Origin of the sequence: Cetobacterium sp., assembly GCF_051653945.1 — a bacterium.
Classification (GTDB): Bacteria; Fusobacteriota; Fusobacteriia; order Fusobacteriales; family Fusobacteriaceae; genus Cetobacterium_A.
In genome coordinates this window covers 1-13,930 of sequence record NZ_JBOFXD010000112.1, presented here as the reverse complement: position 1 = coordinate 13,930, position 13,930 = coordinate 1, and the positions used below count along the sequence as shown (strand labels likewise).

Sequence of the window (13,930 nt, the reverse complement as noted above, 5' to 3'; positions counted from 1 at the left end):
GGAAAAAATGAGAACGTGGGCAGAGATAGATCTAGATAACTTAGAATACAACATAAAAAAAATAAAAGAACTATCTCATGACAGAGACATAATGGCCATTATAAAAGCAGATGCCTATGGAATGGGAGCAGTCACAATAGCAAAAGAACTTTCAAAAATGGGGGTAAAAATATTTGGAGTTTCATCTCTAGAAGAGGGGATAGAACTAAGGAATAACGACATTGATGATGAGATTTTAATCTTAGCGGGAATTTTTAACGAAGAGTTAGAAGAAGCAGAGAAAAAAAATCTACAGGTTACTTTGACTGATCTTTCTCAAATAAAATATATTAATGAAAAGGGACTTTCCTTAAAAGTACATATAAAAGTAGATACAGGAATGGGTAGAGTTGGGTTTACAGTGGAGGAAGGAAAAGCGGCTATAGACATATGTAGGGAAAAAAATATAGAAGTAGTTGGAGTTTATTCACACTTATCAGTATCAGATGAATCAGATGAAGAATCAATAAGCTATACAAAAAAGCAGTTAGAAAAATTTAGAGATTTTGAAAAGTTAGAAGAGATAAAATATATCCATATTCTTAATAGTGGAGGGATATTAAAATTTTCTGAAATTCCTCAAAGTAATTTAGTTAGAGCTGGAATAATTATGTATGGTGTTTATGGAGAGGGAGTTATAGAAAATTTAAAAAGAGTTTTCACTTTAAAAAGTAGAATACTTTTTTTAAAAGAGCTAAAAGAGGATATAGATATATCTTATGGAAGAGTAGGTAAAGGATATAAAAACGATTTAATTGCAACAATAACAGTTGGATACGCAGATGGTTTCAGAAGAGAACTTTCAAATAAGGGGACAATTGAAATTCATGGCGTTCCTTGTAAAATAGTGGGGAAGGTTTGTATGGATATGCTTATGGTAAGAATACCAGACGAACTAAAAGGTAAAGTAAAAGCAGGAGATGAAGTAACTGTAATGGGAGAGGACATTTTTGATAAATCAATAATGGTAGGTTCTTCTATTTATGAGTTATTTACTGGACTAAGTAGAAGGGTTAGCAGAGTTTATTTAAAACATGGAAAGCCATACTTAGTGAATAGCTTAATAGGAAAATTATAAAGGAGAGTTTAATGGCAAAAGTAATATTAGAATCAGGAAAAGAGAAGAAAATTAGGAATTTTTATCCAAATGTATTTAAAGATGAGATAAAAGATATTTTAGGAGATGTTTCTAACGGAGATATAGTTGAAGTTTGTACTACAGATGGAGAGCTTGTAGCAAAAGGATATGTGGCAGAATCAACAAACGCATTTGTTAGAGTTTTAACAACAAAAGATATACCAGTTGATAAAACATTAATATTAGAAAAAATAAAAAGAGCTTACGAAAAGAGAAAGCATATTTTAGCAGAAACTAATTGTGTTAGAGCTTTTTATTCTGAAGCAGATGGAATTCCAGGATTAATAATTGATAAATTTGATAAATATGTGTCAGTACAATTCAGAAATTCAGGATTGGAAGTAGCTTTCAGACAAGAGATAATAAATGCTATAAAAAAAGTTATGAAACCAAAAGGAATATATGAAAGAAGTGATGTTGAAAATAGAACTCACGAAGGTGTAGAACAACAAACTGGAATAATATATGGTGAGATTCCAGAAAGAATTGTAATGGAAGATAATGGATTAAAATATTATGTGGATATTATAGATGGTCAAAAGACAGGATTTTTCTTAGATCAAAGAGATTCTAGAAAGTTTATAAGACCATTTTTAAATGAAAACACAAGATTTTTAGATGTATTCTCAAGTAGTGGTGGATTTTCAGTTGCAGCACTAAAAGAAGGATGTAAAAAAGTTATAGCAATTGATAAAGAACCGCATGCATTAGAGTTATGCAAAGAAAACTACGAATTAAATGAATTTACAAATGATTTTGAAACAGCTGAGGGAGATGCATTTTTAATGTTAAAAATCTTAGCTAATAGAGGAGAAAAGTTTGATGTAATAACATTGGATCCGCCATCATTAATAAAGAAGAAAATTGATATTCATAGAGGAAGAGATATGTTCTTCAGTTTATGTGATGAAAGTTTTAAATTGATTGAGGATGGAGGAATAGTTGGAATTATAACTTGTGCTTATCATATGAGTCTTCAAGATTTAATAGAAGTAACAAGAATGGCTGCTTCAAAAAATGGGAAGTTATTACAAGTTATAGGAGTAAATTATCAACCAGAAGATCATCCATGGATTTTACATGTTCCAGAAACATTATACTTAAAAGCTTTATGGGTTAGAGTAGTAAATAATTAATTTAAGGGGGAATAATTATGTACTTAGATATTTTAATAGCAGTAATACTTATATTTGCAGTAATTGAAGGATTAAAAGATGGATTTTTACTACAATTCTTCTCAATCTTTGGAATTTTTATTGACTTTATTATAGCTCAAAAATTTACTCCAATTGTAATAGAAAAATTAGCTATGAGTAACAATGAAAGTAACTACTTGTTAACATATATAGGTGTATTTATAGCTTCATATTTTGCTATTGCTATTTTAATGTTTTTTATAGGAATTATTTTAAAAAATCAAAATAAAGGGTTCTTATCTAGAGGGTTAGGTGGAGCGTTTGGATTAGTAAAAGGACTTATAATTTCATTAATAATTTTATTTATTTTTAATTATACTGCTCAAAAATATACAGTTTTAAAAAAGTATGGAATTGACAGTAAAACTAATGCAATATTTTTAGAGAAATCTCATCATATTGACGAGTATTTACCAAAAGAGTTAAAATCAGAATTAAACTACATAAAAGGAAAAGAGCTAGTTGAAAAGTACTTTAATAAAATGTTTTAGGAGAGAAAAATGAAAATAATTGAAAAATATATATTGGAAGATGTGAAGATGCCAATAATATTTGGAGTATCGCTATTTACATTTATTTTCTTAATAGAGATTATTGTATCTCTTATGGAAAATATAATTGTAAAGGGAATCTCGTTAATTGATGTATTAAGAATATTGTCATTTTATCTGCCCCCAATTTTATCACAAACAATACCAATGGGTGTATTTTTAGGAGTTATGATAACTTTTTCTAAATTTACAAGAACAAGTGAAGCTACAGCAATGAGTTCAATAGGAATGTCTTTAAAAGATATATTGAAGCCAATAGTAATATTGGCTTCAATAATTACTATTTTTATATTTTTTTTACAAGAAAGTATTATTCCTAGATCTTTTAGTAAATTAGAAGAGATAACAATGAAGATAGCATATGAAAATCCAGTATTTCAACTAAAAGAGAGAATATTGATTGATGAAGTTGATGAGTATAGTTTATATATTGAAAAAATTGATAGAAAAACTAATGAAGCTGAAAATGTTTTGATTTTTCAAAAGGAAGATAAAAATACTTTTCCTACTATTTTGTTAGGAGATAAAGCTTATTGGAAAAATGTAAATATGGTATTAGAGGACTCTAAGTTTTATACTTTTAATCCAGATGGAACAATAAAATTAGAGGGCGAATTTAAGCAGAAAAAAATACCTTTAAGTTCATATTTCCAAGAGGTTAACATAGAAGTAAAAGATATTGAAGCTATGGGAATAATTACTCTTTTAAAAAATCTAAAGGGGAAAATATATCAAGAAAAAATTCCATATTTAGTAGAAATAAATAGAAAAATAGCGATTCCATTATCAACTATTGTATTAGCTATCTTAGGAGTTCTTTTATCAATAGGGCATCACAGAAGTGGAAAAGGGGCTAGTTTTGGAGTGAGTTTAGGAGTTATATTTACCTATATTGTATTTTTGAATGTAGGAATGGTAATGGCAAATAAAGGTGTAGTATCACCATATATGGGAGTTTGGCTACCAAATTTATTATTAGTTGGTGGAACAGCTTTACTATATAAAAGAAAAGCAGGTGGTGCTAAATGAAAAAATTAGATATCTATATAAGTAAAAGCTTTATAAAATCATTTTTATTGAGTTTAATAGCATTTATAAATATTTTTATATTAAGTCAGCTGTTCAAAATAATAAGATATATAACAGCTGGAAGAATGAGTGTTTCAGAATCAATAACATATATATTATATTTACTACCTAAAATTTTTATAGAGGTTACTCCTTTGGCAGTACTTTTAGGTTCGTTAATGTGTATTAATAGAATGGCTTCAAATTTAGAAATTATATCTTTAAAGACTTCAGGAATAAGTTTTAGAAGAATAGTAAGATATCCTATAATAATATCATTTTTGATATCTTTAATAGTTTTCCAAGTGATGAATTATATTCATCCTATGGCTTTGACTAAGAGTAGAGCCTTAAGAGCTGGAAGGAAAATATCAGAAAGAGTATTACCAGTAACTAAAAATAATGCATTTTTAAGGACAGAGGATAATATTGTTTATTATATAAAGCAGGTAGATAGAATTGGAAATACAGGTACTCTTTTAGAGATAATAAAATTAAATGAAGATTTCAATAAAATAGAGGAGATAATAACAGCTAAAAGTGGTGAGTTTGATTTAAATAAAAAACAATGGATACTAAAAGATGCTGTTGTAAATAACTTTACTAATAAAACTCAAAAAAGTTATAAAGTATATTCTAATGAAACTTTAGATAAAGGACCATCAGACTTTATAACAATTCAAGGGGATCCAGATGAGTTGACAAATGCTGAAATAGCAAGATCAATTAGAGATATTAGGATAACAGGTGGAGATATAAAAGAACCACTATCTGTTTTAGGAAAAAGATACTCATTTCCTTTTGCTAGTTTTATAGTGTCATTTTTAGGATTAGCTTTAGGAAGTAGGTATGTAAGAGGAGCTTCAGCAATAAGTATTGCTTTAAGTGTTGGATTAGGATACTCATACTATATAGTACAAGCATCTTTTGAAGCTCTGAGTGTTAATGGATTATTAAATCCATTTATAAGTGGTTGGATTCCAAATGTGATATTTTTATGTTTAGGGATTTACTTTATGAGGGAAGCAGAATATTAAGGAGGAAAATGAGCATAACTACTAAGAGGTTAGATAATGGTATAATGTTGTTAATGGAAGATATAAAAAGTATAAATACAGCTAGTTTAGGTTTTTTTGTTAGAGCTGGAGTAAAAAATGAGTTGCCTGGAGAAGAGGGAATATCTCATTTTATAGAACATCTATTATTTAAAGGAACAACTAATCGTTCAGCAAAAGAGATATCAGAAGAGATTGATGATCAAGGTGGAATGATAAATGCCTATACAAGCGTTGAAAAAACAGCATACTATATTCAAATGACCTCAAATACATTAGAAATTGGAATTGATATTTTAAATGATATGTTTTTAAATTCTACATTTACAGATGAAAATATTGAAAAAGAAAGAAATGTAATAATAGAAGAGATAAGAATGTATGAAGATATTCCAGAAGAAGTTGTACATGAAGAAAACCTTGAATTTGCAATAACTGGTGCACAAAGTCAAAAAGTAGCTGGAACAATAGAGAGCTTAAAGGGAATAAATAGAGAGAAAATACTAAAATATTTCTATGATATGTATAAACCTGAAAACATAGTTGTTGCAGTGGCAGGAAATATTGAAGAAGATAAAATATTTGAGCAATTAAATAAAGGGATTGGACAATTAAAAGATAGAAGTACAAAGAGAGTTTATAATGGAGAGATGGTTATAAACTCAGGAGAGAAAATAATAGTTCAAGAAACCAATCAAATTCATCTATGTATTAATACTTTAGGTACGTCAAGTACTGATAAAGATAGAGTTGAAACATCTGTAATATCAAATGTTTTAGGTGGAAATATGAGCTCAAGACTTTTCCAAAAGATTAGAGAAGAAAGAGGGTTAGCTTATTCGGTTTATTCTTATACATCTAATTTTGATGAGGGAGGATTATTTACTGTATATGCAGGAACTACTCATGAAGACTATAAAGAAGTAATCTCTTTAATAGAGGAAGAATTAAAAGAATTAAAAGAGAATGGAATCACTGAAAAGGAACTTCAAAGAGCAAAAAATCAATTTTTAAGTATGGTAACTTTTGGTTTAGAGAGTAGCAAAGGTAAAATGACAAGAATGGCAGGATCATATTTAGTATATGGTTATGTAAGAGATATAGAAACCGTAATAAAAGAGATTGAAGATGTAAACTTAAATGATATTAAAAGAGTTGCCAAAAAAATATTTGACGAAAAGTATATATCTAAAACAATTTTAGGGAATATATAGAGGGGAAAAAATGGAAAAAGTTATTGTTAAATTAGTACTAGAAAATGGAGTAGAATTACCAAAATATATGACAGAGGGTGCGGCTGGAATGGATGTAAAAGCAAACATAACAGAGCCTGTTACATTAAAAACTTTAGAAAGAAAATTAATTCCAACTGGAATTAAAATGGAAATACCTTATGGGTATGAAGTACAGGTAAGACCAAGAAGTGGATTAGCCCTAAAGCATGGAATAACTTTAGTTAATACTCCTGGAACTATTGATTCAGATTATAGAGGTGAAGTTGGAGTTATTCTAATAAATTTAAGTAATGAAGAGTTTATAGTAAATCCAGGAGAAAGAATTGGGCAACTAGTTCTTCAAAAAGTTTACAAAATGGAGTTTGAAGAGGTGGTAGAGTTATCAACAACTGTGAGAGCTGAAGGTGGATTTGGTCACACAGGAAAATAGGAGAAGTTAATGGGAAAAAATCATGATTTAGTAGTTACTATAAAAAGAATAAAAAAAATGAAAAATATGATTTTATATATTGCACTATGCATAGTTTTAATAAGTTTGTTAACTGTATATAGTGCAACAATCCATAAAGGCACTTCGTTTTTTTACAAAGAAATTGTTTGGATAGGACTTGGTGTTTTAACATATTTTATATTTTCATTTATAGATTATAGAGTATATGGAAAATATTATAAAATTATATATCTTGTGAATGTCATTTTATTACTATTGGTATTTGTTATAGGGGATAAAAGATTAGGAGCTCAGAGGTGGATTGACTTAGGATTTATAACAATTCAACCTTCTGAATTTTCGAAACTATTTATTGTTTTAACTTTTGCAGAAGTTTTGGCTACAAAGTACAATAATAAATTTTCAGGGTTTAAAAGTATTTTAGCAACTAGTATACATGTTTTACCCATATTTTTATTAATAGCGGCTCAACCAGATTTAGGAACATCGTTAGTTATAATATTTCTATACTTAATTTTAATTTTTATAAATGGGATAGATTGGAAAACTATAATAATTTTAGCAATTATAGGGGTTTCAATGGCTCCAATCGGATACTTTTTTCTATTGAAAGATTATCAGAGAGAGAGAGTTTTAACGTTTTTAAATCCAGAGGCAGATTTATTAGGTAGTGGATGGAACGTAACTCAATCAATGATTGCAGTGGGATCAGGTGGAGTTTTTGGAAAAGGATTTTTACAAGGAACTCAAAGTAAATTGAGGTTTTTACCAGAATCTCATACAGATTTTATAGTAGCTGTATTTTTAGAGGAGAGAGGATTAATTGGAGGATGTGTTTTACTGATTCTTTATATTTTACTTTTGTGGGGAATATTGAGAATAGGAGATAAATTTGAAGGTTATGGAAAACTTATATGTTATGGAATATCAGCTATATTCTTTTTCCATATAGTTATAAATGTGGGAATGGTAACAGGAATAATGCCAGTTACAGGACTACCTCTTCTTCTTATGAGTTATGGTGGGACATCATTTTTATTTGCATTTGCAATGCTAGGAATAGTTCAAAGTATAAATATATATAGGGAGTAAGAAATGGAATATATTATAGATTCTAGTTTTCATGAAGTTAGATTAGATCGGTTTTTAAGAAAAAAATACGAAAACACTCCATTAACAGAGATTTTTAAAGGAATAAGAACTGGAAAAATAAAAGTTAATGGAAAAAAATCTAAAGAAAACTATAGATTAAAAGAGGGCGATATTGTAAAAGTTTTAATAGCTGGTGGAGAAACAGTGACAAAAGATTTTATAAAAATATCACCTCAAGATATGAACATTCTAAAAAATGGGATTGTTTATGAGGATGAAAAAGTTGTTATCTTTAATAAAGAAGCTAATGTAGTTATGCATAAAGGAAGTGGTCATGAATATGGACTTTCTGAACTTTTTAAAAGTTACTATAAAACTGATGAATTTAATTTTGTAAATAGAATAGATAAATCTACATCAGGATTGGTTATAGGAGCTAAAAGTTTAGCAGTAACTAGAGAGTTGGCTGAAGAAGTTAGAGAGGGAAAAACAGATAAAAAGTATTATATATTAGTTGATGGGATCATTACTAAAAAAGAGTTCACTTTAAAAACATATCTAAAAAAAGAGGAAACAAAAGTAATAGAGTTAGATTCTTATGAAGATGGTGCAAAAGAGAGTATATCTTATTTTAAAGTTTTAAAAATTGGTAAGAGAAAAACTATTCTAGAAGGAAAACTTGAAACGGGAAGAACACATCAATTAAGAGTGCAGTTATCAAACTTAGGACATCCTATTGTTGGGGATGGAAAATATGGAAAAGGTGGAAAAAATATGTTTTTATTTTCATATTATTGTGAAATACCAAAATATAAAATAAAAATAGAATTACCTTTGCCAGAAGAGTTCTTAAAAACTTTAGATTAAAAAAACGGTTTTATTTCAAAACCGTTTTTTTATTACTATTATTTATTCAAGAAAGAGTTTGCGATTAAAATAACTTTGATTTTATCATCAGAGTTTTCATCGATAGAAACTCCAAATAAAACATCATCAATTTCAGCACGGCACTCTTTTTTTATTGTTTCGACAATAATGCTAGATTCCATCAAATTTAAATTTTTAGGTCCAATAATATTTATTAAAAATTTAGTTGCACCTAAAATTGTTCTTTCAAAAAGAGAGGAATCAACAGCAGCAATAGCAGCTTTTTCTGCTCTCTTTTCACCCTCACCCTCACCAAATCCTAAGATAGCTTCTCCTGAATTTAATAAAAGTGATTTTATATCAGCAAAATCTAAATTAATTAGACCTTTAGCTAACATAAGGTCTGTCATACCTTTAACAGCAGTAAATAAAACAAAATTACTTTTTTTAAAGGCCTCCTGAACTGTTATATTAGGGGTTGAGTTATCTAAAAGTTTATCATTAGGGATAACAATGAGAGAATCAACAAAAGGTTTAAGATTTTTAATACCTGTTTCAGCAATTTTCATTCTTCTTTTTCCTTCGAAAGAAAAAGGTTTTGTTACAATTGCGATAGTCAAAATATTCATTTCTTTGGCTAATTTTGCAATTAAAGCTGTGGCAGCACTACCTGTTCCACCTCCCATAGTAGAGGTTAAAAATAAAAAATCAGTACCTCTCAAAATATTTTTAATAAAAGGTAAACTTTCTTTTGTAGCTTTTTCTCCTAACTCAATATTTCCACCGCAACCAAGTCCTTTCGTACTTGACGGTCCTAATTGAATTTTATGAGGAGTTTTAGAATTGTTTAAATCTTGTAAATCAGTATTGAGTGCGAAAAAAGCAACGTCGTCAATATTTGAAGAAACAATCTCCTCAAGGGCGTTTATACCACCACCACCAATACCCATAACTTTTATATTAACATTAAAGTTATCTCCCAAAAAAACTCACCCCCTAAATAAAATAGATAGCAATATATAACATTAGTACTTTAATACTATAAGATTTCCTTTGTGTCAACAATAAAAAAATTATTTTAAATGTTCAGTGTCAGAAAATTTAATAATTTTAAATACATTTGAATCATATTCAACAATAGTTGTACTCGTATTTTCGGGAACAGGTTGTTTAGAAAATTCATCAATCCCCTTTTCATTAATAATATTGAAGATAGCTTTTAGTGTAACACCATGACTGATAACTAAGATATCTCCATTATCATTTTCTTTAATGATTTTTTCTAATCCAAGTTTAACTCTATCTAATATCTCATCATAACTTTCTCCACTATAAGCACTAGGATTGTATTCCATAGCATTATTCCAAAAATTATGGTATTCAATTGGATAGTTTTTTTCAAACTCTTCCCTTGGAATCCCTTCAACTTTCCCCATATTTATCTCTTGGAATTCATCAATGGTAGTTATCTCCATATCTTTATCTCCAAGTAAAAGTCTAGTTGTTTGTAGTGCTCTATCTTGAGGTGATGAGTAAACTTTTTTAAAATTAATATCTTTTAAGTGTTGAGAAAGTTTTTTAGCTTGTTCAACTCCTAGTTCTGTCAATGGAGAGTTAGATCTTCCTTGAAAAATTTTCAGTGTATTCCAAACAGTTTCACCATGTCTTACAAAATAAATACGTAGCATAATTTTCTCCTTTTTAAGTATAAAAACTCTTTTTTTTAATATGATATTCTTGTATAATCTTATTATACATTGAATTTTGGAGGTTGTAAAATGAAGTTTTTAGGAGTAATTCCAGCAAGATATGAATCAACAAGATTACCGAGAAAGCCATTAAAAGATATTTGTGGGCATTCAATGATTGAATGGGTTTATAAAAGAGCTATGAAATCTAATTTAGATAAGGTAGTTGTAGCTACAGATTCTCAAGAAGTTTTTGATGCAGTTAAATCATTTGGAGGAGAAGTTATACTAACAGATGTAAATCATTTAAATGGAACTAGTAGAATAGCTGAGGTTTGTGAAAAAATAACTGATTATGATGTAATTATAAATATTCAAGGAGATGAACCTTTAATAGAGCCAGATATGATAAACTCTTTGATTGATGTATTTAAAGATGAAGAGAATCTGAAAATGGCAACATTAAAACATAAACTTTTAAAAAAAGAGGATATTGAAAATCCAAATTATGTAAAAGTTGTAACTGATAAAAAAGATTATGCAATATATTTTTCAAGAAGTGTAATACCATATCCAAGAAATGAAAATTTAGATATATATTTTAAGCACGTTGGAATTTATGGTTACAAAAGAGAGTTTGTTTTAGAGTACTCTAAGTTAGAAAGTACACCTCTAGAAAATTCCGAGTCATTGGAACAACTTAGAGTTTTAGAAAATGGATATAAAATAAAAGTTTTAGAAACACCATTTGAAATAATAGGAGTGGATACTCAAGAGGAGCTTGAAAAAGTAAGAAAGTATATAAGTGAAAAAGGAATAGAGTTATAATGAAAAAGCAAAATATAAAAAACATAGTAGCTATAGGTATTTGTTTATTAGTTTTTGCTGGATGTAGTAGTAGTTCAAAAAAAGATTATTATGAAAGGCCGACAAGTTCTTTATCCAATTTAAAAGGAGATAGGGTTGACCTATATGGAAACTATTCTAAAGATAAGATACCAGTAGCAAGACCGATACCATATTTAAAATATGTAAATGATATGGAATCTCCAAAAGTTCCAATTAAGTATTATAAAGAAAAAGAATTTTTAGATTTTTATAAAAATACTAAAGTTAAGGGGCACGGAGATAATTCGAACTACTGGAGATGGAAGGTTAGTTTAACAAAAAAAGAGATGAGTAGTGTATTAAATAAGAATTTAGTAACTTTAAGCTCAAGAAGACCCAAAGAGGTATTAACTTATCAAAATGGAGAGTGGATATCCAAGAAGGTTCCTTTAAATCCAGTTGGGGAAGTGATTAACTTAAGGGTTTTAGAAAGAGGAAAATCAGGATTAGTGACAAAATTATTGGTAAAAGGAACTAAAGGTGAATATATAGTTGCAAAAGAAGGAAATATAAGAAATCTTTTAGGTTTAAGTAAAAGCAGTGTAAATGGTGTAATAAATCTCTACGGAGCTAAGGGTGGAAGCGGTACTTACAATGAAAAACCAATATTAAAAAATCCAAGTATGTTGCCATCAGCATTTATAGGAATAGAAAAATTAGGGAATGGTGGATTTAATATTTATGGTGGTGGATTTGGACATGGTTCTGGTATACCTCAATGGTCTGCTATGGATTTAACTAAAAACAAAGGATATTCATATAAACAAGTTTTACAAAGATATTATTCAAATACAAAGTTAAAAAATATGAAATCAGTGGATGGAATAGGGGATAAAATAAGAGTTGGTATAATGAATAGTGGATTTTCAACTCTTAATCACACAAAAATTTCAATGTCTTCTTTAGGAACTATAAAAATAAAAAGTAAAGATGGAAGTGTAAATATAAATCCAAGAACTTCAGTTGATTTTATAGTAAAAGATGGATATACACAAGTGATTGTTCAAAATAAATTAAGATTGAAGACAAGAAACTTTATAAATATTACATCTAACAAAATGATTTCATTAACAAATATAAAAAGAAATGTAAAAAATTATAAATATCCAACATATAGAGGTGAATTTGAAATAAGATTAACTCAAGGTGGAAAAAGCTTGAATTTAATTAACGAAATAAATATAGAGGATTATTTATTACAAGTTGTACCAAGTGAAATGCCACAAAGTTTTGGATTAGAAGCACTTAAAGTCCAAGCAATTGCTGCAAGAACCTATGCAGCAAAAGATATTCTAAGAAATAGATATGCAAAGCAAGGGTTTCATATAGTAGATAGTACTCAAAGTCAAGTGTACAATAATTTAGATGAAAATGAACTATCTACACAGGGAGTGAAATCAACTAAAGGTTTAATATTAATATATGAAGATAAGCCAATAGATGCGAAATATTACTCTACTTCGTCCGGATTTAACTCAAATGCTCACAATGTGTGGTAAAATATAAAAAAAGCATTGACTAAATAGTCATTATAGATTAGAATACTCTGTGACTATTTAGTCATTATTAAATTAAAGTTCAATAAGGGGGCAGAATGCTGAAGGAGGGAAAAAAAGAACAGATTTTAGAGGCAGCAAAAGATGTTTTATTAAAAAAAGGGATATTTAAAACAAGAGTTGAGGATATAACTACTCATTTGGGGATTGCAAAAGGTAGTTTCTATACATACTTCAAATCAAAAGATCAACTTTTAGAAGCGATTATTGATAGAGTGTACCAAATTAGAAATTCTGAACTAGAAGATCTTTTGAAAAGTGAATATGACTATAGAGAGAAAATAAAAATCTTTATAATAAAAAGATTTATGATATCAACAGACAATTTAAACTCTCATTTAATATTGATAAATTTAACAAGAAACTTAGAGCATTTAACACCTGTTCTTAGAGAAAAACTTTTAAAAATAGAGCTTTTAAATAGAAAGTATCTAAAAGAAATAATAAAAAATATTCCAAATATAGATTACTTAGAAAACGAGATAGACACGATTATAATATTTATTTTGGGTGGAATAAAATCATATAGGTTAGATAGATTATTTTATAAAAATACAGATGACTACTTTATAAGTGATATAGATGAATTTAGAGAAAGACTAAAGAATATAAACTTAGAAAAAGAAGTCGAATTGGTAGTGAGTGGAATTTTAAAATTATTAGTAGGAGGAAATAAATGAAAAAGTTATTAGGATTACTGGTATTGCTTTCAACAGCAGCCTTTTCAAGAGAGTTGACACTAGAAAGTGCAATTGATTTAGCTTTAGAAAACGGAAAAACTATAAAAACATCAGAGTTGTCAAAAGAAAATGCAAAGTTAAATGTAAGAAGAGCATTTAAAACAGCTTTACCTACAGTTACATATAATGGTCAGTATCAAAGGGCAGAGCACGAAACAAGAAACATGATAGAAACGATTGATTCTAATGGAACAGTAGGTTTAAAATCAAAAAGTGGGTATTCACAAACAATAGGTCTTTATCAACCTCTGTTTAGAGGAGGAGCTATAACAGGTGGAATTTTGGGAGCAGAGGCATCTAAAAGTATAGCAGATATCTATCTTTTATCTGAAAAAAGAGATGTAAGATTAGATATTATTTCTCTAT

Annotated in this window: 15 protein-coding genes; 13 read left to right on the top strand and 2 right to left on the bottom strand. The window is 28.4% G+C overall.

Features of this window, described 5'->3' with window-relative positions:
- Positions 1-7: 7 nt before the first annotated feature.
- From alr to ACRC8M_RS11265, 9 genes are read left to right on the top strand one after another with little or no spacing between them, the layout of a single operon-like run.
- On the top strand, positions 8-1,117 hold the full coding sequence (gene alr, locus ACRC8M_RS11305) for an alanine racemase (RefSeq protein WP_438529221.1): 1,110 nt from the start codon (positions 8-10) through the stop codon (positions 1,115-1,117).
- An 11-nt stretch (positions 1,118-1,128) separates the two neighbouring features.
- Positions 1,129-2,313: a class I SAM-dependent rRNA methyltransferase gene (locus ACRC8M_RS11300; RefSeq protein ID WP_438529220.1), complete on the top strand. Its 1,185-nt coding sequence runs from the start codon at positions 1,129-1,131 to the stop codon at positions 2,311-2,313.
- 17 nt (positions 2,314-2,330) lie between these two features.
- The gene (locus tag ACRC8M_RS11295) at positions 2,331-2,864 is read left to right on the top strand and encodes a CvpA family protein (protein WP_438529219.1); all 534 of its coding nucleotides are present in this window, start codon (positions 2,331-2,333) and stop codon (positions 2,862-2,864) included.
- Positions 2,865-2,873: 9 nt separating this feature from the next.
- Positions 2,874-3,953, top strand: a complete 1,080-nt coding sequence (locus ACRC8M_RS11290) for an LptF/LptG family permease (RefSeq protein WP_438529218.1) — start codon at positions 2,874-2,876, stop codon at positions 3,951-3,953.
- Positions 3,950-5,029, top strand: a complete 1,080-nt coding sequence (locus ACRC8M_RS11285; RefSeq protein ID WP_438529217.1) for an LptF/LptG family permease — start codon at positions 3,950-3,952, stop codon at positions 5,027-5,029. Before ACRC8M_RS11290 ends, ACRC8M_RS11285 begins: the two co-directional genes overlap by 4 nt.
- Before the next feature lie 8 nt (positions 5,030-5,037).
- Positions 5,038-6,261, top strand: a complete 1,224-nt coding sequence (locus tag ACRC8M_RS11280) for a M16 family metallopeptidase (RefSeq protein WP_438529216.1) — start codon at positions 5,038-5,040, stop codon at positions 6,259-6,261.
- Between the two features lie 10 nt (positions 6,262-6,271).
- Positions 6,272-6,712, top strand: coding sequence for a dUTP diphosphatase (gene dut, locus ACRC8M_RS11275; protein WP_438529215.1), 441 nt, complete (start codon positions 6,272-6,274; stop codon positions 6,710-6,712).
- Positions 6,713-6,721: 9 nt separating this feature from the next.
- Entirely contained in the window at positions 6,722-7,825 is a 1,104-nt protein-coding gene (gene rodA / locus ACRC8M_RS11270; RefSeq protein WP_438529214.1) for a rod shape-determining protein RodA, read from the top strand.
- A gap of 3 nt (positions 7,826-7,828) precedes the next feature.
- The gene (locus tag ACRC8M_RS11265; protein WP_438529213.1) at positions 7,829-8,692 is read left to right on the top strand and encodes an RluA family pseudouridine synthase; all 864 of its coding nucleotides are present in this window, start codon (positions 7,829-7,831) and stop codon (positions 8,690-8,692) included.
- A 38-nt stretch (positions 8,693-8,730) separates the two neighbouring features.
- On the opposite strand, the gene ftsZ is transcribed toward ACRC8M_RS11265, so the two are convergent.
- On the bottom strand, positions 8,731-9,675 hold the full coding sequence (gene ftsZ / locus ACRC8M_RS11260) for a cell division protein FtsZ (RefSeq protein WP_438529212.1): 945 nt from the start codon (positions 9,673-9,675) through the stop codon (positions 8,731-8,733).
- Between the two features lie 90 nt (positions 9,676-9,765).
- Positions 9,766-10,380, bottom strand: coding sequence for a histidine phosphatase family protein (locus ACRC8M_RS11255; RefSeq protein WP_438529211.1), 615 nt, complete (start codon positions 10,378-10,380; stop codon positions 9,766-9,768).
- Between the two features lie 90 nt (positions 10,381-10,470).
- On the opposite strand from ACRC8M_RS11255, the gene kdsB reads away from it, so the two are divergent.
- From kdsB to ACRC8M_RS11235, 4 genes are all read left to right on the top strand, one after another.
- A complete protein-coding gene (gene kdsB / locus ACRC8M_RS11250; protein ID WP_438529210.1) occupies positions 10,471-11,208 on the top strand; it encodes a 3-deoxy-manno-octulosonate cytidylyltransferase in 738 nt (245 codons plus the stop codon).
- The gene (locus ACRC8M_RS11245; protein ID WP_438529209.1) at positions 11,208-12,767 is read left to right on the top strand and encodes a SpoIID/LytB domain-containing protein; all 1,560 of its coding nucleotides are present in this window, start codon (positions 11,208-11,210) and stop codon (positions 12,765-12,767) included. Before kdsB ends, ACRC8M_RS11245 begins: the two co-directional genes overlap by 1 nt.
- 95 nt (positions 12,768-12,862) lie before the next feature.
- A complete protein-coding gene (locus ACRC8M_RS11240) occupies positions 12,863-13,504 on the top strand; it encodes a TetR/AcrR family transcriptional regulator (RefSeq protein ID WP_438529208.1) in 642 nt (213 codons plus the stop codon).
- On the top strand, positions 13,501-13,930 hold a 430-nt coding region (locus ACRC8M_RS11235; protein ID WP_438529207.1), incomplete at its 3' end, for a TolC family protein. The genes ACRC8M_RS11240 and ACRC8M_RS11235, both read left to right, overlap by 4 nt.